Annotated in this window: 21 protein-coding genes and 2 pseudogenes; 19 read left to right on the top strand and 4 right to left on the bottom strand. The window is 43.0% G+C overall.

The window, feature by feature from the left end:
• The 7 genes from I6E26_RS07680 to I6E26_RS11325 form a co-directional block, all read left to right on the top strand.
• Positions 1 to 796: polysaccharide biosynthesis/export family protein (locus tag I6E26_RS07680; RefSeq protein WP_235321264.1), on the top strand; the 796-nt coding region annotated here is incomplete at its 5' end.
• Positions 797 to 866: 70 nt separating this feature from the next.
• Positions 867 to 2219: a GumC family protein gene (locus I6E26_RS07675; RefSeq protein WP_235321263.1), complete on the top strand. Its 1353-nt coding sequence runs from the start codon at positions 867 to 869 to the stop codon at positions 2217 to 2219.
• 25 nt (positions 2220 to 2244) lie between these two features.
• Positions 2245 to 3345 carry a glycosyltransferase family 4 protein gene (locus tag I6E26_RS07670; RefSeq protein WP_235321262.1) on the top strand — a complete coding sequence of 367 codons (1101 nt, stop codon included), beginning with the start codon at positions 2245 to 2247 and terminating at the stop codon, positions 3343 to 3345.
• Positions 3346 to 3541: 196 nt separating this feature from the next.
• A complete protein-coding gene (locus I6E26_RS07665) occupies positions 3542 to 4348 on the top strand; it encodes a glycosyltransferase (RefSeq protein ID WP_235321261.1) in 807 nt (268 codons plus the stop codon).
• Positions 4349 to 4366: 18 nt separating this feature from the next.
• Positions 4367 to 5452 (top strand): EpsG family protein, encoded by a 1086-nt coding sequence (locus I6E26_RS07660; RefSeq protein ID WP_235321260.1) that lies wholly within the window; start codon positions 4367 to 4369, stop codon positions 5450 to 5452.
• Positions 5453 to 5458: 6 nt separating this feature from the next.
• On the top strand, positions 5459 to 6421 hold the full coding sequence (locus tag I6E26_RS07655) for a DUF6625 family protein (protein WP_235321259.1): 963 nt from the start codon (positions 5459 to 5461) through the stop codon (positions 6419 to 6421).
• The gene (locus tag I6E26_RS11325; RefSeq protein ID WP_235321258.1) at positions 6418 to 7536 is read left to right on the top strand and encodes a glycosyltransferase; all 1119 of its coding nucleotides are present in this window, start codon (positions 6418 to 6420) and stop codon (positions 7534 to 7536) included. Before I6E26_RS07655 ends, I6E26_RS11325 begins: the two co-directional genes overlap by 4 nt.
• 161 nt (positions 7537 to 7697) lie before the next feature.
• On the opposite strand, the gene I6E26_RS07645 is transcribed toward I6E26_RS11325, so the two are convergent.
• Both I6E26_RS07645 and I6E26_RS07640 read right to left on the bottom strand, forming a co-directional pair.
• Positions 7698 to 8039 (bottom strand): hypothetical protein, encoded by a 342-nt coding sequence (locus I6E26_RS07645; protein WP_235321257.1) that lies wholly within the window; start codon positions 8037 to 8039, stop codon positions 7698 to 7700.
• A gap of 9 nt (positions 8040 to 8048) precedes the next feature.
• Positions 8049 to 8804, bottom strand: coding sequence for an Rpn family recombination-promoting nuclease/putative transposase (locus tag I6E26_RS07640; protein WP_235321256.1), 756 nt, complete (start codon positions 8802 to 8804; stop codon positions 8049 to 8051).
• Between the two features lie 257 nt (positions 8805 to 9061).
• Between I6E26_RS07640 and I6E26_RS11385 the strand changes: the two are divergent.
• Positions 9062 to 10354: pseudogene (locus I6E26_RS11385) on the top strand (sugar phosphate nucleotidyltransferase); the annotation flags it as partial.
• Positions 10355 to 10369: 15 nt separating this feature from the next.
• The gene (locus I6E26_RS07630) at positions 10370 to 11791 is read left to right on the top strand and encodes a phosphomannomutase (protein WP_419179917.1); all 1422 of its coding nucleotides are present in this window, start codon (positions 10370 to 10372) and stop codon (positions 11789 to 11791) included.
• Between the two features lie 204 nt (positions 11792 to 11995).
• On the opposite strand, the gene I6E26_RS07625 is transcribed toward I6E26_RS07630, so the two are convergent.
• Together I6E26_RS07625 and I6E26_RS07620 are read right to left on the bottom strand one after the other, a co-directional pair.
• Positions 11996 to 12196, bottom strand: a complete 201-nt coding sequence (locus tag I6E26_RS07625; protein ID WP_235321255.1) for a hypothetical protein — start codon at positions 12194 to 12196, stop codon at positions 11996 to 11998.
• 128 nt (positions 12197 to 12324) lie between these two features.
• On the bottom strand, positions 12325 to 13041 hold the full coding sequence (locus I6E26_RS07620) for an Rpn family recombination-promoting nuclease/putative transposase (RefSeq protein ID WP_235321254.1): 717 nt from the start codon (positions 13039 to 13041) through the stop codon (positions 12325 to 12327).
• Between the two features lie 220 nt (positions 13042 to 13261).
• Between I6E26_RS07620 and I6E26_RS07615 the strand changes: the two genes are divergently transcribed.
• From I6E26_RS07615 to obgE, 10 genes and pseudogenes are all read left to right on the top strand, one after another.
• Positions 13262 to 14398, top strand: a complete 1137-nt coding sequence (locus I6E26_RS07615; protein ID WP_235321253.1) for a polysaccharide pyruvyl transferase family protein — start codon at positions 13262 to 13264, stop codon at positions 14396 to 14398.
• Positions 14399 to 14486: 88 nt separating this feature from the next.
• Positions 14487 to 14864, top strand: coding sequence for a desulfoferrodoxin family protein (locus I6E26_RS07610; RefSeq protein ID WP_235321252.1), 378 nt, complete (start codon positions 14487 to 14489; stop codon positions 14862 to 14864).
• Positions 14865 to 15043: 179 nt separating this feature from the next.
• On the top strand, positions 15044 to 16153 hold the full coding sequence (gene rodA / locus I6E26_RS07605; protein WP_235321251.1) for a rod shape-determining protein RodA: 1110 nt from the start codon (positions 15044 to 15046) through the stop codon (positions 16151 to 16153).
• Positions 16154 to 16192: 39 nt separating this feature from the next.
• Positions 16193 to 18746, top strand: a pseudogene (locus tag I6E26_RS07600) (TIGR03960 family B12-binding radical SAM protein).
• A 36-nt stretch (positions 18747 to 18782) separates the two neighbouring features.
• Positions 18783 to 20213, top strand: coding sequence for an Rne/Rng family ribonuclease (locus tag I6E26_RS07595; RefSeq protein WP_235321250.1), 1431 nt, complete (start codon positions 18783 to 18785; stop codon positions 20211 to 20213).
• A gap of 108 nt (positions 20214 to 20321) precedes the next feature.
• Positions 20322 to 21701 (top strand): NCS2 family permease, encoded by a 1380-nt coding sequence (locus tag I6E26_RS07590; RefSeq protein ID WP_235321249.1) that lies wholly within the window; start codon positions 20322 to 20324, stop codon positions 21699 to 21701.
• A 147-nt stretch (positions 21702 to 21848) separates the two neighbouring features.
• A complete protein-coding gene (gene rplU / locus I6E26_RS07585; protein WP_235321248.1) occupies positions 21849 to 22160 on the top strand; it encodes a 50S ribosomal protein L21 in 312 nt (103 codons plus the stop codon).
• On the top strand, positions 22160 to 22477 hold the full coding sequence (locus I6E26_RS07580; RefSeq protein ID WP_235321247.1) for a ribosomal-processing cysteine protease Prp: 318 nt from the start codon (positions 22160 to 22162) through the stop codon (positions 22475 to 22477). Before rplU ends, I6E26_RS07580 begins: the two co-directional genes overlap by 1 nt.
• A gap of 5 nt (positions 22478 to 22482) precedes the next feature.
• Positions 22483 to 22776: a 50S ribosomal protein L27 gene (gene rpmA / locus I6E26_RS07575; RefSeq protein ID WP_235321246.1), complete on the top strand. Its 294-nt coding sequence runs from the start codon at positions 22483 to 22485 to the stop codon at positions 22774 to 22776.
• 200 nt (positions 22777 to 22976) lie between these two features.
• Positions 22977 to 24266, top strand: a complete 1290-nt coding sequence (obgE, locus tag I6E26_RS07570) for a GTPase ObgE (protein ID WP_235321245.1) — start codon at positions 22977 to 22979, stop codon at positions 24264 to 24266.
• Positions 24267 to 24271 lie beyond the last annotated feature (5 nt).

The raw sequence follows: 24271 nt of genomic DNA, 5'->3' as shown, positions 1-24271 counted from the left end.
AAAACAGCGCAAATTGTACTTTTTGGCAAAGGAGCATATTGAGGGAGAGTTTATGAAAAAAATAACAACATTGGCAGCAGGAATATTGCTGGGCATGAATATAGCTTTGACAGGAGGAAATATCTCAGTGGTTCAGGCTGAGGAAGCCCCTAGTATCACAGCCGTTGAAAGCAATGACAATACGATTTTCAAGGTGGCCAGGATGCGTCCGGAGCGGATGCTTGAGGAATACCGCCTGATGAAGTACGACACCATTAACATCATGGCCATAGGCTTTCCTAATGGTATCGGCATTGATGATGTTACCGTAGGCGTGGATGGCATGGCCAGACTGCCATATGCGGGTAATATCAAGCTGGTGGGGCTGACATTGGATGAAGCACGGGATCTGATACATGCAAGGCTAAGTGAATATTTTAAGCTGCCGGAGCTGAATGTATACATGAAAAGCTATGGCCCTCGCAAGGTATATGTGATGGGCAACGTCAATGCGCCGGGCATCAAGGAAATGGGCGTTGACAGCATGAACGTCTATGCAGCAGTAGCCAGTGCTGGCGGCGTGGACAACAAGGGCCGTTCCAAGCATATCCAGCTGATAAGGCAGATTGATGGCGTGCTGTATTATCGGGAAATCAATCTGGATGCCTTTGTGAAGAAGCATGACCTGAGTCAGAACATTGAACTGGAGGATGGGGATATTATCTATGTACCAGATTCCGGCAAGGTTATTTTCGGTCAGGACATTGCACCGTATATCAGTGTTTATGGCACTTATCGGGCTTTGACCAAGGATTAAGCGCATGGTTTAACAAATGCTCAGTGGCTGATGATGTTGATGGAAGATATTTTGGATATAGGAGCGAGAGATGGAACGTATAGAACAGGACGAGACAATAGATTTGCAGAAGCTGGCTGCAATAATATTTGACAGGAAGAAGCTGTTTGGGGGCATTGTAGCTGCCTTTACGCTGGTGGCGCTGATAATTTCGTTAGTGCTGCCGAAGGAGTATACCTCACAGGTAACGGTGCAGTCTTCCAGCAGCGGTATGGATATTGGCGGTGCAGCTGCTGCGATGGCTGCCATCACAGGTGGCGGTATGGCCAGCGGCAAGGCAGCTACCTATATGGAGCTGATGAAGACACGGGTGGTGCTGGAGCCGATTATTGAGCAGGTCTTTGATGATATTGAGCCGGAAAAGCGGCCTGATGCTGAGAATTTTGCCAAGAAAAATCTTGATATAGTCAATACCAAGGGCACCCAGCTCATAAGCGTTGAGGCAAAGGGGCGCACCCCGGAGGAAGCTAAGTACATTGCTGAAAATGTTGTAAGCAATTTCCTTGGACTGATGACCAACCTGAACAAGGAAAATAAGTCACTGGTTGTTTCCTTTCTGGATGAGCGTATTGCTACTGCCAAGAAGGAAGCAGATGAAAGTGCTAAAGCACTTGAGGAGTACAGCAAGGAGCACAAGTTATACGGTCCTGGGGAGCAGACTTCGGCACAGCTGGCCAAGTCCGCAGCCTACGACAAGACGCTGGGGGAACTGGCTGTCACCAAGATGGCACAGCAGGCAAGGCTCAGCAGCGTGGCTAGCCAGCTGGGGGAGCAGAACAGTGACGCCATGAAGTACAACATGGCTGATGCGCCCAGCGTGCAGAGATTGCATAATGCCATCATCGACAAGGAAACTGAGCTGGTGAAGATGCGCATGCTTTATCAGGAAAAGCATCCTAGCGTAGTCCGTGCCATAGCTGAACTGGAGGAACTGAACAACCAGCTGTCAGCTGAGGTACAGAAGGTAGTAAATTCCCAAGCAATCACTGTTAATGAAAATCAGGCAGAATTGCAGATGGCACGCTACCAGGCAGCTACTGCATTGGCGGTGGCAACTGCCTCGGAAGCAAAGGTACAGGCCTTGCAGAACAAGGCCGATGAGGATATGGCCGGTATGGCAGATGATATTCTTGAGTATCGGAAGCTGGACAGGGAAGCCGGTATCAAGCAGGAGATTTACAACAATCTCACCAAGCAGATCGAGCAGGCCAAAATCCAGCAGACCATGGAATCCATGGATATTCAGGTAGTGGATCCTGCCAACCTGCCGGATGAGAATAAGCCATCCGGGCCGAAGAAAAAGCTGATTACATTGGTTGGCTTAGTGCTGGGGTGTATGGTTTCTCTAGGTTATAGTTTGGTGTTATATAGGAAGGAATGTTAATTAATTAGTTGAGATTTATGGTGATATGCAGATGAAAATATTACACATAGGAGAATATATGCAGGGCGGCCTGGCAACCTATGCAAAAATTTTATTTTCCGCTGATAGTGAAAACGGTATAGCAAACTATATGATACTCAGCGATTATAACTCTGAGCATAACTGGCCGTTACCGGCAGACAGAATTAAATATTATAGATATAAGCGGTCAATTGGCAGCATTATTCCTGCTATGCGTATAATTCATCAGCATATCAACGACCTGCAGCCGGATGTTATTTACTGTCATAGTACATGGGCAGGAGTGCTGGGGCGTTTTCCATATCTCTTTTTCAGAAAAAATGTCAGGATTATCTATAACGCTCATGGCTGGTCATTCAACAGAGATACATCTTTCTGGAAAAAACTAATATATGCTTTTGTAGAGAGGATGCTGGCGCGCGTAACAGATAAAATCATTAATGTATCTAAGTACGAGATGAACAGTGCTGTGGAGATGGGGCTACCAGAATCTAAGATGGTTATGATTTACAGTGGCATTTCCCCTGAAAAGCCGGTTATAAAGGAAAAAGTTAAAATGCCTGCTGACAAAGTTAATTTGTTATTTGTGGGCAGATTTGACCCCCCAAAAGGGGTAGATTTTCTACTAAATCTTTTTCATGAATATGAAAAAGATTTGCAGCATATCCATCTATGGATAATTGGCGATAATGTGGTATCTGACGGCAAGGGAATAGAAAAGAAGAATACTGATAATATAACTTTTCTTGGTTGGATATCCCATGAAGAAGTACCAGCTTACTATGAAGCATGTGATGCAGTGATTATGCCATCACGCTGGGAAGCTTTTGGTTTGGTTGCCATAGAATCGATGAAGTATGGTAAGCCTGTGATTGTTAGTAATAGAGGGGCTTTGCCGGAGTTGGTGCAGGATGGCATGAATGGCTGGGTGTTTAATATGGGGGATAAAAGAGATTTAGTAAGTGTTCTGCAAAATGTTAATACTGTTAAATGCAATAAGTTGGGACAGATTGGGATAGATGTTTATCAAAAAATGTTTTGTATAAATAATATGCTTAATAAAATGGCATGTATTTACCAAGTGCAATTTGGGGAGATTTTGTAACAAGATGAGTAATAAAAAAATAAAAGTATTACATTTTGAATCTGACCAAGTTCGGCATGACAAAAAATAAATATGTAAAAATAGTACAGCAAAATAGTTTACATTCACCAAAATTTAAAATGTACTGATTATACGATGTAAATTTCCTTACTGGTGATTTAATTTTTATAAAACATAGGATAAGAGGAATAATATTATGATTTCAGTGATTATGGGAATATATAATTCTCCTAATAAAGAGCAAGTCGAACTGTCCATAAATTCAATTTTAAATCAAACTTATACGAATTTTGAGTTTATTATTTGCGATGATGGTTCAACCGATGATACGTACGTGTTTTTGCAAGAGTTTGCATCAAAAGATAAAAGAATTGTTTTATTGCACAATGATAAAAATAATGGATTGGCTTTTACATTAAATACATGCTTAAAAAAAGCAAAAGGAAAATATATAGCTCGCATGGATGCTGATGATATTGCATTGCCTGATAGATTTGCAATTGAATATGATTTTTTAGAATTAAATCCTCAATATGCTATGGTTGGCTGTAATATAAATTATATTGATGATGGTGGAATTTGGGGATACCGCATGTTGCCTGAAAAAGTTAAAAAAGAAGATTTTTTGTTCTCTAGTCCTTTTGTTCATCCTTCAATTATGATAAGAACAGAAGTACTGAAGAGACTAGATGGATATAGGGTCGAAAGCGTTACTTTGCGTCAAGAAGATTATGACTTGTGGATGCGTTTATACGCTGCTGGTTATGAAGGTTACAATATTCAACAGGTGTTGTTAAACTTCCGCGAAGATAAATATTCATATGGTCGTAGAAAGTATAGATATAGACTAGATGAAGCTTATGTGAGATATAGAGGATTTAGAAGCTTAGGTCTATTATATAAGGGTTTTTTGTATGTTTTAAAACCAGTCCTAGTTGGATTAATACCAAATGTTGTTTTAAAAAAAATCAGATTTTTGTATGCAAAAAATCATATTTTTTAAAAACGGAGGATTTTTGGAGTGGATTTTTACATAGTATTGCTTAGTGGGGTTATTATCGCTGCATTTTTTGAGTTTTTTTATGTAGGTAGTAAGACTAAAAATCTACTTTTTATAGCTATATTAATAATCTGTATATTTTTTTCTGCTATTCGTTGGACAAATCCAGATTGGGATGTATATTATCCATTTTTTGTTAATAATAACGATTTAGATGATTTTTTGTATGGTCCGATTCCTATTGATAAAGGCTTTGGTGTAGTTAATTTTGCTGTAAAAATGATATCGGATGATTTTTCGGCTTTACTTTTACTTTTAGCGATAGTAATTATTCCTATTAAAGGGTGGTTTATAAAAAAGTTTTCTTATCTGCCTTTGCTGAGTATACTATTATGGTTTTGTACATATATAGGTGATATCTTTGTTAATAGACAAAGTTTAGCTATTGCGATTACAATGATAGGTTTTTATTTCATCATAAAAAGACGACCGTTTGCTTTTTGTTTAACGACAATTATTGCAGCTAGCATGCAGGTTTCAGTTATTGCTTTTTTACTGGCATATCCTTTGTATTACATAAATTTTAACAAAATATATTTGATACTAGGTATGATATTATCTATAGCAATTGGACATTACTTAGATAATAGTTTATTGATATCATTCGCTTCAATGGTGAATCTAATAGACGTAGATACTGAGCGCTTGCTAATAAAAATTGATACATATACGCAAGAGATAGGTGGCTCAGGTATTATTTTTACATACTTGAGACGCTTGATCTTTATACCAATCGAAATATACATGATTTCTAAAATGAAAGATTTTTGTCCGCATTATCGAGGAAGTGTAAATTTGATATTGTTCGGGTATATGATCTATTTTTTATTGATCAATGTAAGCAATACTTTTGCCACAAGAATATCGTCCCCATTTTACATTTATGAAATAGTAGTGATTCCAAATTTGATAGCATATTATAAAAATGTATATATTAGGTTAATGTTATTTGTCTTTTTAGTAATATATTCGGTTACTAAGTATGTATATGCTATTCAAATGTATCCAGATGCATATATTCCTTATGTAAATATTTTATGGAGTTGATGTTATATGAAAAAAATACTTTTTATATGTCCTTATTATGGGCATTTTCCAAATTATTTTTCTTTAGTATTAAAATCAATTGAGTATAATCCTAGTATAAATTGGTTAATATTTACGGATGACAAAACAAAATATAATTTTCCTAATAATGTTCAGGTAGAATATCTAGATTTTAGTGAGTTAAATCAAAGGATACAAAGAAAGCTTGGATGTTCAAAGCTGTTTGCTCCATATAAGTTATGTGATATAAAACCATTCTATGGCATTGTTTTTGAAGATTACATAGCTACATATGATTTTTGGGGACATTGTGATTTTGATTGCTTTTTTGGTGATATCAGAAAATGGTTAAAAGGTGATATTTTATCTGACTATAACAAAGTGCTATTTTTAGGTCATATGTCTCTGTATAAAAATAGTATAAAAATGCAATCTCTAGTAACCGAGTATTTGGCATTGCCTGAAACCCGAAAAGCTCTAAGCGTACCATATCCTTGTCAATTAGATGAAGTAGGAATTATTGATTTTTTCCAGAAAAATGATGAGATGATTTATAACGAGCAAGGTATGATTGCAGATATAAATTGTTTGGCTTTTCCTTTTGAAGTCAATAATTCTATTTTATGTCAAAAAAACAACAGAGCCTGTTTGAAATCAATTGCAGATAAAGAAAAGAAAGGACTTGTTTTTGCTTTTAAGAAGGGAAAATTACAAGGTATATGGCTGGATGATAATAACCAAATTGCTCATAAAGACTATATGTATGTACATTTTCAAAAGAGGGAATTTAGCATTAATGTTGAACAAGGGATGGATTCATTTTTGGTTGTTCCAAACAAAATTATTTGTCATGAGGAAATAGATAAGAATTTTTTGTGTGAATTCATGAGATGTCCTTTTGTTTATAGAAAATTTTTTAAGATAAAATATAATAACTTTAAAAATAAAATAAGAAGGCTGATATTGTGATAAATAAAGTTATTGTTGTTACTTCTATAGAACCGGATAAGATGAACTTGGGTGGGGGACCATCTGGACTTATATGGGAAATTATAAATGAGTATAAAAAACACAATATTGCTGTAGATGTATTAGTTATTCCAGAGACTACAAATCGGTTTAGACGTGTTTTGCACAGGTATGGAATATATTTAAAACGGATATCAGGATTTGAAAAATACGACAGAGTTGTTGTTTATCCAGAGAATTTGGCAATGGCAATTTCTGCTCAGTTTCGGAATAAAATGGTGGTATTAGGACCTGACTCGCCTAGCTTGAGGGATAGTCGAATTTATAAATTTATGCATAAAGGGGTATTTAAATATGTGAAACTATTGTACAGATATATTTCTTGTTTACATGAATACCGTGTTGCTAGGTGTGTTAAGCGATTTATTGTAGTTGGACGTGTGGATCAATTGTGGATGAAGCGGAATTTTTTCATTAGGCATGATAATAAATGTTATAATAGCATTTATTTTTTACATCATCCACTCCTAAGTAATGTAATTAAAAATGATGTAAAGTACAGACCTTGCAATAACAATAGGATTTTTGTTTTTTCAGGTGATTTGTCATATTTGCATAACTATCAATTTATAGAATGTGTTATAGCGGAGATTAGAAAAAGAAATATGGATGTTAATAAAAGATCTATATTAAATTTTATTGTGGTTGGTAAAAAAAATAAATGGATAAGTGAACAATTAAATGAAGTACCTTACTGTTATACAGAATATATAAGGTGGATTGCAGATTATAATGATGTTTGTATACCAGGAAAACATATTCATTGTATACCAATATTAGTGGGGGCAGGGACTAAAAATAGAACTTTAACTGCTTTAGCTAATGGCTTAGAAATAATAACAACACCTGTTGGAATAGAAAATATTCCATGGCAGGGATTGACAGGATGCTGTATAACTAGAAATCCTATTAAATTTGTGGAGTGTATTTTTAAACTTAATCAGTGTAATTTTGATAAAAGGCAGTATCATTTTATTGAATCTGAGCGCGAAATATTTAGACAAAATGTTACTGAGTTGTTTAAGCGTGATTTTGTGAAATATTTTTTGGAATGAATATACAGAAAATATTTTATAAGTATAAATGCAGTAGAAAAAACTAGATGGCGTCCCGTTAGTGATTGTTCGTTTTTGCGTTTATTTTGAGCGAAAAATGTACAGCATAAAAATTAGCCGATACTGGCTTGTATTAGTATCGGCTGATATGTGGAAAGTGGTTAGTGAAGGCTAGCAGCAACAACGGAAAGCTCGTCTTCCGTGTAGCGGCCAGTGGCTTTGAGTGCCTCAATGGTGGTCAATCCATCCACTATCATGTTGCGCATAGTTTCCAATTTTCCTTCAAGTCTGCCATCTTCGCGAATACCTGAACTTAAGTTGCACATGTCGTTCATCTCCTTTTCAAGCTTTATAGTCATAGGCAGGTTGTGTTCTTCCTGCAATTTCTTTTTCTTGGTTTCAGCATCCATCTTGGCGAGCAATGTGTCCAGCATGGAAATAAGCTGGTGATGGCTCTGGTCAGGCTTGCCGCTGAGATGGATAAAGGTGATATTCGTTGGCATGATGCTGGGTTAGTTTTGTAACAAGGCTAGATATTTAGGATATTCGGAGGCATCAAAGCCGAGGGCACTCATTGCTTTTTCGGCAGACCAATTTTGTGTATGCATAAGGTTGCGTATGTTGTTGATGGTGGTTTCAAGCCTGCCCTTGTGAATGCCTATCACTTCTCCTTCACGAATTCCTTCCTCACGAATGCCTGAACTTAAGTTGCACATGTTGTTCATCTCCTTTTCTAGTTTGATAGTCATAGGAAGGTTGTGCTCTTCCTGCAATTTCTTTTTCTTAGTCTCTGTATCCATCCTGGCGAGCAGGATATCCAGCATGGCAATGAGCCTGTGGTGGCTCTGATCAGGCTTGCCGCTGAGATGGATAAAGGTAATGTTCATCAGGTCACAGTTTGGATATAGCTTTAGTTTGTCGTTGCCCTGATAGATGATATGAGGTTCAAAGGAATAATTGATTATAGAGTCCTTCTTGTCCTCCGGGCAGTCCATGCAAATCCAGATGCTGTAGACTTTCTTGATGTTGTCGTATTGCTCCTTGTCGGAGCCGTCGTTGGTAAACTCCACGGAAAGCTGGGCTGAGATAAGCCGTGCCGCGTAAAAGATACCACGGTTCAGGAGGCTGTAGCCGGGATTGCTTTTCTGCTGGGCCTCGATGTTGATGATGATTTTTGTCTTGCTGCCGTCAGGCAGGGTGATGGTAAAGCGGATGTCGAGATTTTCCGCTTCAATATCCCTGGCTAGGGTAGTTTTGATGTCAGGCAACTTACTTCCTCCCTCATTATATCACAAAGTGGTGTGTATTACGTTAATTTTATAACAATTCTGGTGGAATTAATAGATGCTTGCACCTGTGTTATAAAGAATTTTCGCAGAAATTGATGAATTTTTTTAAGAATTATATGCGTATTTTGCATTGTAGGAGCTGGCTTGTCCATTAAAACCGAATTTTGTATTTCACATATGCTTTATGTGTATAAATGTTTTTTAGTATAAGGTGTTTTTGTTAATTTTCTTTGGAAATGAGGTATGGTTCAATGCACATAGTTTTACTTTCGGGAGGTTCGGGGAAAAGGCTGTGGCCTCTGTCCAACGATATCCGCTCAAAGCAGTTTATCAAGATTTTTAAAACTGAATCGGGAAAGTATGAGTCTATGGTGCAGCGGGTGTACAGGCAGATTAAGGCCGTGCTGCCGGAGGCGGATGTGACGGTAGCCACTTCCAGGTCCCAGGTTTCTTCTATCCTCAATCAGCTGGGGGAGCAGGTGGGGATTTCTGTGGAGCCATGCCGCAGGGATACCTTTCCGGCAATTGCCCTTTCGGCTGCTTATCTGGCTGATGTGAAGCATGTTGATATTGACGAGCCGGTGGTGGTCTGCCCTGTTGACCCGCTAGTGGAGGATGAGTATTTTGCGGCCTTGGGCAGGCTCTGCCAGCAGGTGGATAAGGGGGAGGCGAATTTGGTGCTGATGGGCATTGAGCCTACTTATCCCAGTGAGAAATACGGCTATATTATTCCGTCAGATGGTGGCGAGGTAAGTCATGTGAGCACCTTCAGAGAAAAGCCTGATGAGGCAACAGCCAGGGAGTATATCCAGCAGGGAGCTTTGTGGAATGGCGGTGTTTTTGCCTTTAAGCTGAGGTATCTGCTGGATAAGGCCCATGAGCTGATTGATTTTGCGGATTACCATGATTTGTTTGCCAAGTATGCAAGCCTAAAGAAAATCAGCTTTGATTATGCCGTGGTGGAGCAGGAATCCCATATTCAGGTAATGCGGTTTGCCGGGCAATGGAAGGATCTGGGCACATGGAACACCCTGACCGAGGCCATGGACGAAAAATATATTGGCAACGTGGTGAAAAATGACACCTGCGAAAATGTGCATATTCTGAATGAGTTGAATGTACCTGTGCTGGCTATGGGGCTGAAGGATGTGGTTATTGCCGCTTCGCCGGAGGGTATTCTGGTCAGCGACAAGGAAAAAAGTGCTCATATCAAGCCTTATGTGGATAATCTTGGCCAGCAGGTAATGTTTGCAGATAAAAGCTGGGGAAATTATCGTGTGCTCAGTATTGAGGCGGGCAGCCTGACGGTGATGGTAACTCTGAACCGGGGGCACAGCATGAATTATCACAGCCATCAGCACCGGGATGAGGTGTGGACTGTATTGTCAGGCTATGGCCATACGATTCTTGATGGGGATATGCAGAATATCAAGGCCGGTGATGTGATAAATATGCCGGCAGGCTGCAAGCATACTGTTTTTGCTGATACGGAGCTGAAGCTTCTGGAGGTGCAGCTGGGCAGGGATATTAGTGTCAGCGACAAGATAAAGCATGATTTTGAGCCGGATACGAAGTGCTTCGGCAAAGGAGATATCCGGGGGATTTATCCTACCCAGGTCAATGAGGAGCTGGCTTATCGTATTGGCAGGTATTTTAAGGAAGTAATTGACGAGGCTGCGGAAAATTCCAGGCCGCGTATTGCCGTAGGCCATGATATCCGCCTGTCCGGGCCGTCACTAAAGAAAGCCCTTGTTAAAGGATTGACGGAATCTGGCTGTGATGTGGTGGATATTGGCCAATGTGGCACGGAGATGATTTATTTTGCTGCTGCCCATCTGAAGCTGGATGGGGGCATCATGATTACGGCCAGCCACAATCCCAAGGCCTATAACGGCTTTAAGCTGGTGCGTAGCGGTGCTAGGCCTGTGTCTGAGGACAGCGGCCTGAGGGAGCTGGAAGAACTGTGCAGCAGGGAGCCTGCCGTGTTGCAGGAGCAGATGGCTGGTGAAGCTGGCTGCGTGGATGTGTATGATATCCTGCCGGAATATGTTGAGCATCTGCTGGGGTATGTTGATGTGGAGGTCATGTGGAGAATGGCGGAGCAGCAGGGGCGCAGGCTCCGGGTAGTGGTGAATGCTGGTAATGGCGCGGCCGGGCCGGTGCTGGATGTGCTGGCGGAGAAGCTGCCTTTTGAGTTTGTCAAGGTGCATAATGAGCCGGATGGCAATTTCCCTAATGGCGTGCCAAATCCATTGCTCAGGGAAAACCGTGATGCTACTGCCGATGTTGTCCGCAAATATAGAGCCGATGTGGGGATTGCCTGGGATGGTGACTTTGACCGCTGCTTCCTCTTTGATGAGGAAGGTGGCATGATTGAGGGCTATTATATGGTAGGCTTCCTGGCGGAGGCATTCTTGAAAAAGTATCCGGGAGCGAGGATAATCCATGACCCGAGGGTGTACTGGAATACCCAGGATATATGCCGTAAATTTGGTGGTGAGGCGGTAATGTGCCGTAGCGGCCATGCCTTTATCAAGGCGAAGATGAGGGAAGTGGATGCTGTCTATGGCGGTGAGATGAGTGCCCATCATTATTTCCGGGATTTTGCTTACTGCGACAGCGGCATGATTCCGTGGCTTCTGGTGCTGGAGCTTTTGCAGCATAGGGGCAGGAAGCTGTCCGAGCTGCTGGCGGAGCGGCTGGATATGTACCCATGCAGCGGTGAAATCAACAGCAAGGTGGCCAGCACGGAGTCTGCCAGCAGGCTGGCGGAGTATGTAGAGGCTCAATATGCTGACGGGGTACGGGACTATACGGATGGATTGTCTGTGGCATATCCAGGGTGGCGGTTCAATCTCAGGAAGTCCAATACTGAGCCTGTTGTCAGGCTGAACGTGGAAACAGCCGGTGATAAAAAGCTTTTGCAGGAAAAGACGGATGAACTTTTGCAGATGATTAGAAGTTAAATATGAATGTTTGCAGGATATTTTGTACAAAGCAAAAAGCCGCAGTTTTGCGACTGCGGCTTTTGGTAGGTAAGTGATGTTGAGTTAGTTTCATGAGGACAACAGCTAATGGTGACTGGTGTCAGCACCAGCTGTTGTGGGTGATATGGGGGATATGCGTAGGATATTTTTCAGTTTTTTGTATCCTTTTGGCAGCGTTACTTCTTAGTGAAGGCTAGCAGCAACAGCCGAAAGTTCTTCTGCGGTGTAGCGGCCAGTGGCTTTGAGTCCTTCGATGGTGGTAAAACCATCCACTATCATGTTGCGTATGGTTTCAATCTTGCCCTCGATTTTGCCTTTTAATAATCCGCTATGTTCTCCGTCACGGAAGCCTTCCTCGCGAATACCTGTACTTAAATTGCACATGTCGTTCATCTCCTTTTCAAGCTTTATGGTCATAGGCAGGTTATGTTCTTACTGCAATTTCTTTTTCTTGGTTTCTGCATCCATCTATCATGTTGCGTATAGTTTCGATCTTGCCTTTTAATAAGATACTACGTTCTCCATTTGGCAAGCAGGGTGTCCAGCATGGAAATGAGCTGGTGATGGCTCTGGTCAGGCTTGCCGCTGAGATGGATGAAGGTGATGTTCATCAGGTCGCAGTTTTTGTACAGCTTTAGTTTATCATTGCCCTGGTAGATGATATGAGGCTCAAATGAATAATTGATAATGGAGTCCTTCTTGTCCTCCGGGCAGTCCATGCAAATCCAGATGCTGTAGACTTTCTTGATGTTGTCGTACTGCTCCTTGTCTGAGCCGTTGTTGGTAAACTCCACGGATAGCTGGGCTGAGATAAGCCGTGCCGCGTAGAAGATGCCGCGGTTCAGGAGGCTGTAGCCGGGATTGCTTTTCTGCTGTGCCTCGATGTTGATGATGATTTTAGTCTTGCTGCCGTCAGGCAGGGTGATGGTAAAGCGGATGTCAAAGATAGCACGGCCTTCGCCAGGAATTTTGCTTTCCAGTTCGTCATTGACAATTTTTCTGTTGGTGAGTCCCGGTTCTACAAATACTTCGCTGACTTGGATTGAGTTTGCATCAATGCATTTTTCAACCATAGGAATGGAATAATTTTTCAATTCCCTGACAGTGTATTTGGTAATGGGGGCCAGCAATGGGGTATTGGCCAGGACACGCTTTACGCTTTTGTCGTAGCGTATGTCGAGGTTTTCTATCTCGATATCCTTGGCTAGTGTTGTTTGTATTATAGTCAATCGTCTTCCTCTTTCATTATACCACAAAATGACATGGATTTGTATGTATGCAGGCCTGCGTTGATTGTATACGAACAAGAAATTTCTTGTCTTAATTTTACAACAGTTTTTGGGCACTGGATAGATGTAAATGCTTTCATAATAAAGAAATTTAGAAAGTATTGATGAATCTTTTTAGAAATTATATGTGTTTTTGGCGGCAAAGGAGCTGGTTTGATTGATGAAAACATATAGAGAGCACCTGAAAATAGCCAATCTTACGCTGGATGGCTATTTCAACTACGGCAATGTGCTGCAGCGGTATGCTGTGTGCAATTTGCTTATGGGGCTGGGGGCAGAGGTGGAAAGCCTGTGGTTTAGTCCGCAAGCTGGATTTTTGCCGTATTTGCAATCACATTACCCTTGGATGAAGGATAGCTGGGATTGGAAAACCTGGGTAAAGCTGGGCATAAACTGGAAGGGGGCAACCCATAAAATGTTTTTCGGGGAAAATGCCTGGGAGGCTGCCCGCAATGCAGTGATAAAAAGCTTTGTGGATAGGTATATCCCCATGCGTTATGATGTGGATTTTACAAGGGTTGCTGATGAATATGATTATTTTGTAACCGGCAGCGATCAGGTATGGAATCCATATTATGCTGATTTGGAGAAGCTGTTTATTACATTTGCGCCATCAGAGAAGCGTATTGCCTATGCAGCTAGTATTTCCTGTCCTGAGATACCTCAGGACAAGTTGCAGGCCTTTATTGATGGTGTCAATGGCATGAAGGAAATTTCTGTCCGGGAGCAGGCTGGAGCTGATTTGATTCAGCAGTTAACTGGTCGCAGGGTGCAGGTTGTGGCGGATCCTACTATGCTGGTTACAGCCGAGGATTGGCGCAGTATTGCCCGCAAGCCAAGCTGGCTAAAGGGAGATGAGCAGCTGCTGGTAACATATTTTCTAGGGAAGCGTCCAGATAGTGTTATTGAAAGTATTGCTAGAGAAAATGGCCTTCAGATTGTTAATATGTTGGACGAGAGAGTTTTTGAACATTATGCTATTGCACCAGAGGAATGGCTGTGGCTTATAGACCATGCCAGGTTTACGTACACGGATTCCTTCCATGGGACGGTTTTTTCTATTTTATTCCGTACTCCTTTTGTGGTGACGGAGCGGGTAGATGCAGGCTGTGCTAGCAAAATGACTTCTCGTATCGATACCTTGCTGGCCAAATTTGATTTATCAGATCGCCGTGGCACGAATGTAAACGGTTATATGATTGCTAGTCCCTTGGATATGCATTACGGAGACGTGGATAAGGTCTTGGCAGAGGAAAAGCAAAAAGCAAAGACCTATTTGTGCCATGCTTTAATTTAATGCTTGCATTTTTATATGGGTGCTATATAATATAGGTAGGAGATTGTGTATGCTCCATAGAGCAGTTTTAGGAGAGGGGTGTTTTGTTATGGAATTAAAATTTTACAGATGTAGTCATTGTGGTAACATTATTGTGAAACTGAAGGATTCTGGTGCACCTGTGTCCTGTTGCGGGGATGTAATGGCGCAGCTGCAGCCTGGAACCAGTGATGGTGCTCATGAGAAGCATGTACCTGTGGTTGAGCAGAATGGCAATCAGGTAAAGGTAGCAGTAGGTTCTGTAGAGCATCCTATGCTGGAGGCACATTATATTCAGTGGATTGTGCTGGAGACTGAGGATGGTTATCAGATTAAATATTTGCAGCCTGAAGCTAAGCCAGTGGCTGAATTCGTTCTGACAGAGGGCAGCAAGGTAGTTGCTGTATATGAATATTGCAATCTTCATGGATTGTGGAAAGCAGAATAAGCATATTTGGGAGGACTGTTCAGGATTTTGTAGAGACTTTCCTAGGCTGGCTATTGAGCTGGCTGAGGAGGAGGCTTCACAATTTTCTCTTTGGACAGTCCTTTTTTATTGTCAATTTTGCTCCTACATGCTATCATAATAAGGTTAATTGAAAAGTTTTTGGCTAGGAGGGATTGGCCTTGATTTTTGATAAAAAGCTGTTGCGAAAGATAGATATGAAGCTTTTGCTGGCTGTGTCAGCTATTGTGATAATTAGCTTGATTATTATAGGCAGCGCCACTCATATTAATAATCCCAGCGAGGAAAGATATTGGTTTGTGCAGCGCCAGGGAATCTTTGCAATTATTAATGTAGGCTTGGCAGTATTTTTTATGAATTTTGATTACAAAATGCTGCAGCGCTACGGGCAAAAAATGTATATATTTAATCTGGTTATGCTTTTGGCGGTTATGTTTGTAGGACAGTCAGCCTTGGGAGCCCAGCGCTGGATACAGATTGGCCCTATTACTTTGCAGCCTTCGGAGTTTTCTAAGATTATTATGATTATTTCTCTGGCTACTATGCTGCAGGAGCGAGTAGGGAAGCTGAATACCTTGTCGGATTTGCTGCCGGTGGCGGCCTATGTGGGAGTCCCCTTTCTTCTGGTTATGAAACAGCCGGATTTGGGAACATCTTTAGTATTTATGGCTATCTTTTTCGGTATGGTATTTACCTGTGGTATCAATTTGAAGCTGCTAGCAGGTATTTTTGGCACAGGTATAGCCTGTATGCCTATATTATGGCATTTTCTTAAGGATTATCAGAAAATGCGTATCATGGTTTTTATGGATCCTAATGTAGATCCTTTAGGCTCTGGCTACCATATTATTCAGTCCAAAATTGCTATAGGATCTGGTATGCTCTTTGGCAAGGGACTGTTTGAGGGGACTCAGAGCCAGCTTAACTTTTTACCAGAGAATCATACAGACTTTATCTTTGCTGTAGTAGGCGAGGAGTGGGGCTTTGTGGGAGCTGTAATTTTGCTTCTCTTGTATCTGGTAGTATTGTGGCGAGGCATTCAGATTGCTCGTCAGGCTCAGGATTCCTTTGGTACTCTCCTGGCAGTAGGCATTACCTCCATGCTGGCTTTCCATGTGCTGGTTAATGTGGGTATGACCGCTGGTATTATGCCAGTAACAGGTATTCCATTGCCATTTATGAGCTATGGTGTCAGTGCCCTGACGACCAACATTATGGCGGTGGCTATTCTAATGAATATATATATGCGCAATCAAAAATTGCAATTTTAGATGAAATATGAAATGTATGAGCGAGGTTAGAATTAATTGATTATTAAATTGGAACCAGAAATCCTGCAGGCTGTGGAGAAGCCTGCCAGATATACCGGTCATGAGCTAAATGCTGTTCATAAGGATTGGGAAAGCACTCCTTGCCATTTTGCTTTGGCACTGCCTGATGTATATGAGGTAGGTATGTCCAATCTTGGGCTGAAAATCCTTTATGAGGTTTTGAATGCCAGAGAGGATACTGCCTGTGAGCGGGTATATGCCCCTTGGATTGATATGGAAGAAATCATGCGTCAGCGGCAGATTCCCCTGTTTTCCTTGGAGAGCTTCCATGCCATTAAGGAATTTGATTTTCTAGGTTTTTCCCTGCAATATGAAATGATTTATTCCAATGTGCTGAATATGCTGGATTTGGCTGGGATTCCTATTTGGAGCAGGGACCGAGGGGAAAATGATCCCTTTATTGTAGGGGGCGGCCCATGTGTTTATAATACAGAGCCTATAGCAGATTTCTTTGATTTCTTTATTGTAGGCGAAGGAGAGGAGCTTATCTGCGAAACTGTGGATGTATTCCGCAGCTGGCAGGAGGCAGGTAAGCCAGAGGGCAGGCAGGGACTGTTGAAGCGTCTGGCTGTTCTGGATGGAATTTATGTGCCATCTTTCTATAATGTAACCTACAATCAGCAGGGGCTTTTTGCTGATATAGAGCCAGCCTGCCCAGAGGCTAAGCCTGTTATATATAAGCGATTGATAAAGGATATGGATAGCGTAAGATTCGTGGAGAAGCCTGTGCTGCCGTATATTGATATTGTTCATGACCGTATTATGCTGGAGTTGTTCCGTGGCTGTACCAGAGGCTGTCGCTTCTGTCAGGCCGGTACTTCCTATCGTCCGGTACGGGAGAGAAGCAAGGACAGATTGCGGGAGCTGGCTCGTAAGCTGATTGATTCTACTGGCTACAACGAAATGTCTTTGACTTCTCTTAGCTCGGCGGATTATTCCTGCCTGGGGGAGCTGGTAGATGATTTGTTTAGTGATTTCAAGGATGAAAAGGTAAGCTTTTCTCTGCCATCTTTGCGTATAGATAGCTTTTCCATTGATTTGGCTCACAAAATGCAGCAGGTGCGCAAAAGTGGTCTTACCTTTGCACCAGAGGCTGGTACCCAGAGATTGCGGGATGTTATCAACAAGGGTGTTACTGAGGAAAACCTTATGGCTGCTACAGAGGCGGCTTTCCGTCAGGGCTGGAAGCAGGTAAAGCTGTATTTTATGATGGGACTGCCTACAGAAACTGACGAGGATATTGTGGGGATTGCTAAGCTGGCGGAGAAGGTAGCTAGAAAGTACAAGGAGGTTACAGGCCGTTGGGGCGTTACTGTAACCATTAGCGTATCCTGCTTTGTACCAAAGCCTCATACACCTTTCCAGTGGTATGGCCAGCTGCCAGAAGCTGAATTTCACCGTCGTCAGCGCTTGCTGAAGGATAGCATTACTGAGCGGGCTGTAAAGTTCAACTATCATGATGCCAGAGTTAGCGTGCTGGAGGGAGCTATTGCCAGAGGCGATAGAAAAATCGCTCAGGTTATTTATCAGGCATGGAAGGATGGGGCCAAATTTGATGGCTGGAATGATTTGTTCAAAAATGATGTATGGCATGAGGCCTTTGCTAAATGTGGCATAGATTTGCATCTTTATAATGAGAGAGCTAGAGAACCAGAGGAAAAGCTGCCTTGGGAGCATACAACCCCAGGTGTAAGCAAGGAATTTTTGCTGCGGGAGTATGACAAGGCTATTAAGGAGCAGCTGACAGAGGATTGCCGTCGTGGCAAATGCTCTGCCTGTGGTGTCTGCCCATCTCTAAAGGCTAAGGTTGTAGATTGGAGGCGGGAAAATGTATAAATATCGGGCTGAAATTACCAAGGGTGAGGAAATCCGTTATATTTCCCACCTTGATTATGCTGGGGTTATGGAGCGGGCTATTCGCCGTGCCAAGCTGCCGGCAGCTTATTCTGAAGGATTTAATCCTCATATCAAGATTGCCTTTGCTTCTGCTTTGTCCTTGGGGGTTATTAGCGATGCGGAGTATATGGATTTTGAGATGACCAAGCCACTGTGTCAGCCAGAGGTGTTTGATCGTCTTAGCAAGGCTTTGCCACCGGGGGTAAAGCTGCTGAGGCTGAAAGAAGTACCAGAGCCAAAGCCTTGTAAGGGCAAAAAGCACAAGGCTCTAATGGCAGAGGTACAGGAGGCAGAGTATGAACTGTATGTGCCTTTGACAGGATATTGGCAGGAGGCAGTGCAGGCTGTAGAGGCTTATAATAAAGCCCCAGAGGCTATGGTTCATCGCGTGACTCCTAAGACAAACAAGATGATTGAAACCAAGCAGTATATGCTGAAGCCTGTTAAGCTGTCTATGGCTGGAGATTTGCTAAAGCTGTATATGGATATTGCCATTACCCAAAGCGGTAGCGTAAAGCCGGGAGAGATTCTTAAGCTGTTGCAGGCCGAATACAATTTGCCAGTGGATGAGCCAAAGGTTTTGATTAAGAGAATCTCCATGAAGGGCCAGGGCAGAGCCTTAATAGATTTGGTTTAATCAATGGGCGGGCAAAATTAAAATCAGGAGCTGGATATGAAATCAATTATAGTCAATGTTATGCCGGAGGAAACCCGCATTGCTGTAAAAGAGAATAATAGATTAACCTCCTTGGAGCTGGAACGGCCAAGGCATAGCCATTTGGTGGGAAATATCTACAAGGGTATTGTGCAGAATGTACTGCCTGGTATGCAGGCGGCCTTTGTGGATATTGGCCAGAGCAAAAATGCTTTTCTCTATATTGGGGATGGCAAGGCGGAGGTAGATGGAGTTGGGAGTCCTAGAAAGACCATTCATATTGGTCAGGTGCTGCCAGTGCAGATTACCAAGGATGAGGTGGGCACCAAGGGACCTCGGGCTACTATGCATCTGACCCTTCCCGGGCGGAATGTGGTGCTGATGCCTCGGTCGGCTTATATAGGCACATCCCATCGCATTGACTCAGAGCAGGAGCGCCACCGCCTTTATGATATTGTACGGGAGGCTTGCCCAGAGGATATGGGTGTGATTATTCGCACTGCTGCTATGGGCCAGTCCAAGGAATGTATCCAGCGGGATATTCGCTATCTTATTAAGGTTTGGCAGTCTGTTGAGGCTAAGTCCAAGCTGATGAAGGGCACAGGCCTTTTGTATCGGGATGTGGATTTGGTTATCCGCATTGTGCGGGATTTGTTTAACGAGGATGTTGAACAAATGGTAATTGATGATGAGATTGTCTATGGCCGGGTTAAGGATTTGCTGCAGGGCATGGCGCCGGAGTGGGCGGATAGGCTGAAGCTGTACAAGGGCAGTAATATATTTGAATATTACGAAATTGAGGCTGAAGCAGTCAGTGCAGGCAATCGTCAGGTTCCCTTGGCTTCTGGGGGATTTTTGGTTATAGACAAAACTGAGGCTATGACGGTTATTGATGTTAATACTGGCAGTTTTGTGGGAAATATCAGCTTGGGCGAAACGGCTTTTGCTTTGAACAAGGAGGCGGCGGTGGAAATTATGCACCAGCTGCGGCTGCGGGATATTGGCGGTATTGTGCTGGTGGATTTCATTGATATGGAAAAGGAGGAGCATAATAAGGCTCTTTTGCAGCTTTTGAGGCAGCTGGCTCAGCAGGATAGAACCAAAACTCATGTGGTGGATATTACTGCTTTGGGGCTGGTGGAGATTACCCGCAAAAAGACTCGGCATAATATAGATAACCTTCTCTATCGGGATTGTCCAGTGTGCCAGGGCAGTGGCAGGGTGCTGTCGGCAGAGGCTTTGGCTATTAATGTGTGCCGGGAGATTCGCCGTATCGAAGCCCATAAGCATGGGGCTGAGGGGTATATGTTACATATACATCCAGAAGCAGCTAAGGAACTAAAGGCAGGAGAGGCCTTTGAGAGACTGTATAAAGATTTGGGGGTAAGGGTAAATATCTGCTCGGATAGAGAAATCCAGCCAGGATGTTATAGTTTGTTTCAGGAATAAATTTTCATTGCAATTTATCTTGAAATAATGTAATATACCTTTGTAATATGTTTCGCCGGCTTTCCTAGTCGGCGTATTCTTTTTTAACAATAAAGGAGGACTAAGACAATGAATGAGACTTTAGAGAAAATTTTTCATCTAAAGGAACATGGTACCAGCGTCCGCACAGAGATTATCGCCGGTATCACCACATTTATGACCATGGCCTATATTTTGGCCGTCAACCCTAATATCCTTGGCACAACCGGTATGGATGCCGGTGCCGTATTTGCAGCTACCGCCATTGGCGCCTGCATTGGTACCCTGATTATGGCCGCTTTGGCAAATTATCCATTTGTATTGGCTCCTGGTATGGGCCTCAATGCCTTCTTTGCTTTTACAGTTGTAGGCCAGATGGGTTACTCCTGGCAGGTGGCTTTGGCAGCTGTATTTGTTGAAGGTATTATATTCATTATTTTGTCACTTACCAAGGTTAGAGAGGCTATTTTCAACTGTATCCCTCCAGCCCTGAAATACGGTGTTACCAGTGGTATTGGTCTGTTCATTGCCTTTATCGGTATGCAGAACGCCAAAATCGTTGTAGATGGCCCTACTCTGGTAGGTCTTTATCCATTTAGAGCAGCTTTGCTGGATGGCTCCTTCTACACTGTAGGTATTGGCGCTTTCCTGGCTCTTATGGGCACCTTGCTGACAGCCATTCTCATGGCTAAAAAGGTTCCAGGCGGCATTCTCTGGGGTATTCTGATTACCTGGGCTGCTGGCATGATTTGCGAAATGACTGGTATCTATATTCCGGATCCAGCTCAGGGCATGTTCTCTGTAATGCCAGATTTCTCTCATGGCATTGCTATTCCAAGTCTGGCACCAACCTTCATGCAGCTTGATTTCAGTGCTATTGCTACACTGAACTTCCTGACTATTATGCTGACCTTCATGTTTGTAGATCTGTTTGATACGCTGGGAACTCTCATTGGCGTAGCTTCCAAGGCCGATATGCTGGATAAGCAGGGCCGTCTGCCAAATATCAAGGGTGCTTTGATGGCTGATTCCATTGCCACCACTGCTGGTGCTATTTTGGGTACCTCCACTGTAACTACTTTTGTAGAAAGCTCTGCTGGTGTAGGTGCAGGCGGTCGTACTGGTCTTACTGCTGTTGTCAGCGCCATTCTCTTTGCTTTGAGCTTGCTGCTGGCACCTATCTTCCTAGCTATTCCAGCCTTTGCTACTGCTCCTGCTTTGATTGTGGTAGGCTTCCTGATGGTAAGCAGCCTGATGCGCATTGACTTTGATGATTTGACTGAGGCTGTGCCTGCTTATATTGCTACTATTGCTATGCCATTTATGTACTCCATTTCTGAGGGTATTTCCATGGGTGTTATCTCCTATGTAATTATCAATATCTGCACTGGCTCAGTGTCCAAAAAGCAGATTAGTCCAGTGGTATATATTCTGGCTGTAATCTTTGTTTTGAAGTATATTTTCGTATAAAATTTTATTGACATTGTGTTGGTGAAATGGTAAAATATGTCAATGTGAGTGCACTATAAGTGTACTTTCCCCAACCGCACAGTGAGGTTAATAAAGGGATTTTCCCTACCGTAATTGGCGAGTACTAATATAGGGAGGTGTAGAGGAATGTACGCAATTATTCAGACTGGTGGCAAGCAGTACAAGGTAGCTGAGGGCGATGTTGTTACTGTTGAGAAGCTGGAGGCTGCTGAGGGCGACGTTGTTACTTTTGATCAGGTTCTGACTGTAGTAAAGGACAGCGAGGTTGTAGTAGGCAAGCCTGTAGTTGATGGTGCCAAGGTTACCGCTAAGGTAGAGGCTCAGGGCAAGGACAAGAAGATTCTGGTCTTCAAGTACAAGGCTAAGTCCAACTATCGTAAGCGTCAGGGTCATCGTCAGCCTTTCACTAAGGTTGTTATCGAGAAGATCGAAGCTTAATGATTGAGATAAAGGTTTATCGCAATTCCCAGGGAAGAATATCTGGCTATGATGTCCGTGGTCATCACGGCGAATATGGCAGTGATATTGTTTGTGCCGGGATATCCACATTAGCACAAACCGCTCTTAAGGGCGTAGGGCAGCACCTGCATCGCGAAGTTGATTATAAAGTAGCGAGTGGTGACTTGCATGCAAGGCTCAAAGGCGTTCCCGATGAATTAACTGATGCAATTTTAGAGACAATGCTCATTGGGTTCTATGATATCCAAGAGTATGATCCAGAGGAAATATGTATTTCAGTGGTACAGGAGGTGTAACCCTGATGTTTAAGTTTGATTTGCAGCTGTTTGCGCATAAGAAAGGTGTATCCAGCACCCGTAACGGCCGTGATTCTGAGGCAAAGCGCCTTGGTGTCAAGGAGCAGGCTGGTACAGTTGTAACTGCAGGCAGCATCATTGTTCGTCAGCGTGGAACTCATTTCCATCCTGGTAATGGTGTAGGCATCGGCAAGGATGATACCATCTATGCCAAGATTGCTGGCCGCGTTGCTTTCGAGCGCAAGGGACGTTACAACCGTCAGGTTAGCGTTTATGCAGTAGAAGAAGCTGCTATGTAATTGCAGAGAGATACCTGCGCCTGAATGGGTGCAGGTATTTTTTTCTTTATGGTGATGTATAAAAAGCTGGCATTGGGTACAATACCAGCTTTTTATACATCATATGGATTCAGATATGGAAATAGAGCTGGCAGGTCTGTATAGGTATAGACATTGCTTTTATCAGGATAGACATTCAAAATAAAAATAAGGAGGCAGGTATGCAGTTTATTGATAGAATTACCATCAAGGTAACAGCAGGTACTGGTGGACATGGCAAGTCAGCCTTCCGCAGAGAAAAATTTGTAGCCAAGGGCGGCCCCTCTGGTGGTGATGGTGGCCGTGGCGGTGATATTGTTTTTCGGGTAGATAACAATATGAATACCCTGTTGGATTTTCGCTTTCATCGCAAGTTTGTAGCCAAGAATGGCGAAAATGGGGATATCAAGAATCAGTATGGCCATAATGCGCCACCATGTATTGTCAAGGTACCCCAGGGAACCTTGGTTAAGGATGCAGATACTGGTGAGACTCTGGCTGATTTGACAGAGCTGGGCCAGGAGGCTGTTATTGCCAAGGGCGGCCGGGGTGGCCGGGGCAATGCCAAATTTGCCAATAGTGCCAATAGAGCACCAACCTTTGCCGAATTAGGTGAGCCAGGAGAGGTAAGAAATCTTTTGCTGGAGCTGAAGCTGTTGGCGGATGTGGGCTTGGTAGGCTATCCAAGTGTAGGCAAATCCAGTCTGGTATCCAAGGTTTCTGCTGCCCGCCCAGAGATTGCCGAATATCATTTTACCACTATTACTCCTGTATTGGGCGTGGTAAATGTAGGTGAGCTGGGAGATGAAAAGACCTTTGTTATGGCAGATATTCCAGGTCTTATTGATGGCGCCTCTGAGGGTGTAGGCCTTGGTCACGATTTCCTCCGCCATGTGGAGAGAACCAAGGTTATTGTGCACATCGTAGATGCTTCTGGTATTGAGGGCAGAGATCCGGTAGAGGATTATTACAAGATTAACAAGGAATTGAAGCTGTACAGTGAGCGAATTTCCCGCAGACCTCAGATTTTGGCTGCTAACAAAATGGATTTGCCAGGAGCAGAGGAAAATCTGGTGCGCTTGAAGGAGCTGGCAGAAAAGGAAGGTATTCAGATATTCCCAATTTGTGCAGCTACTGGTCAGGGACTGAGAGAGTTGATTAATGCTGTAGCCAAGGCTCTGGACGAGTATGTCGAGGAGCCAGAGATTGAAGAGGGCGAAAAGGTTTATGAGGCTCAGGAGGAAGATCCGGACAAGGTAAATATTACTCGGGATATGTCTGGTGATTTTGTGGTTAGCGGCAAGTCTTTGGACAAGCTGGTGGCTATGACCAACTTCGGCAATGATGAGGCTGTCCGCCGCTTCCAGTATATCTGGCGTATCAAGGGCATTGATAAGAAGCTGCAGGAGAAGGGTATCAAGGAAGGAGATACCGTTCACATCGGTGATATGGAATTTGAGTACAGAGAGTAAGGCTC

Source organism: Anaerovibrio lipolyticus, from assembly GCF_021531495.1.
Lineage (GTDB): Bacteria > Bacillota > Negativicutes > Selenomonadales > Selenomonadaceae > Anaerovibrio.
Note: the sequence above shows the minus strand (reverse complement) of the source record. Positions and strands in the feature narration are given on the sequence as shown.

Coding starts and splice junctions, on each gene's coding strand:
- I6E26_RS07675 (WP_235321263.1), top strand. CDS start 867: ATGGAACGTATAGAACAGGACGAGACAATAGATTTGCAGAAGCTGGCT.
- I6E26_RS07670 (WP_235321262.1), top strand. CDS start 2,245: ATGCAGATGAAAATATTACACATAGGAGAATATATGCAGGGCGGCCTG.
- I6E26_RS07665 (WP_235321261.1), top strand. CDS start 3,542: ATGATTTCAGTGATTATGGGAATATATAATTCTCCTAATAAAGAGCAA.
- I6E26_RS07655 (WP_235321259.1), top strand. CDS start 5,459: ATGAAAAAAATACTTTTTATATGTCCTTATTATGGGCATTTTCCAAAT.
- I6E26_RS07645 (WP_235321257.1), bottom strand. CDS start 8,039: ATGCCAACGAATATCACCTTTATCCATCTCAGCGGCAAGCCTGACCAG.
- I6E26_RS07625 (WP_235321255.1), bottom strand. CDS start 12,196: ATGTGCAATTTAAGTACAGGTATTCGCGAGGAAGGCTTCCGTGACGGA.
- I6E26_RS07615 (WP_235321253.1), top strand. CDS start 13,262: ATGAAAACATATAGAGAGCACCTGAAAATAGCCAATCTTACGCTGGAT.
- I6E26_RS07610 (WP_235321252.1), top strand. CDS start 14,487: ATGGAATTAAAATTTTACAGATGTAGTCATTGTGGTAACATTATTGTG.
- I6E26_RS07595 (WP_235321250.1), top strand. CDS start 18,783: ATGAAATCAATTATAGTCAATGTTATGCCGGAGGAAACCCGCATTGCT.
- I6E26_RS07590 (WP_235321249.1), top strand. CDS start 20,322: ATGAATGAGACTTTAGAGAAAATTTTTCATCTAAAGGAACATGGTACC.
- rplU (WP_235321248.1), top strand. CDS start 21,849: ATGTACGCAATTATTCAGACTGGTGGCAAGCAGTACAAGGTAGCTGAG.
- I6E26_RS07580 (WP_235321247.1), top strand. CDS start 22,160: ATGATTGAGATAAAGGTTTATCGCAATTCCCAGGGAAGAATATCTGGC.
- rpmA (WP_235321246.1), top strand. CDS start 22,483: ATGTTTAAGTTTGATTTGCAGCTGTTTGCGCATAAGAAAGGTGTATCC.
- obgE (WP_235321245.1), top strand. CDS start 22,977: ATGCAGTTTATTGATAGAATTACCATCAAGGTAACAGCAGGTACTGGT.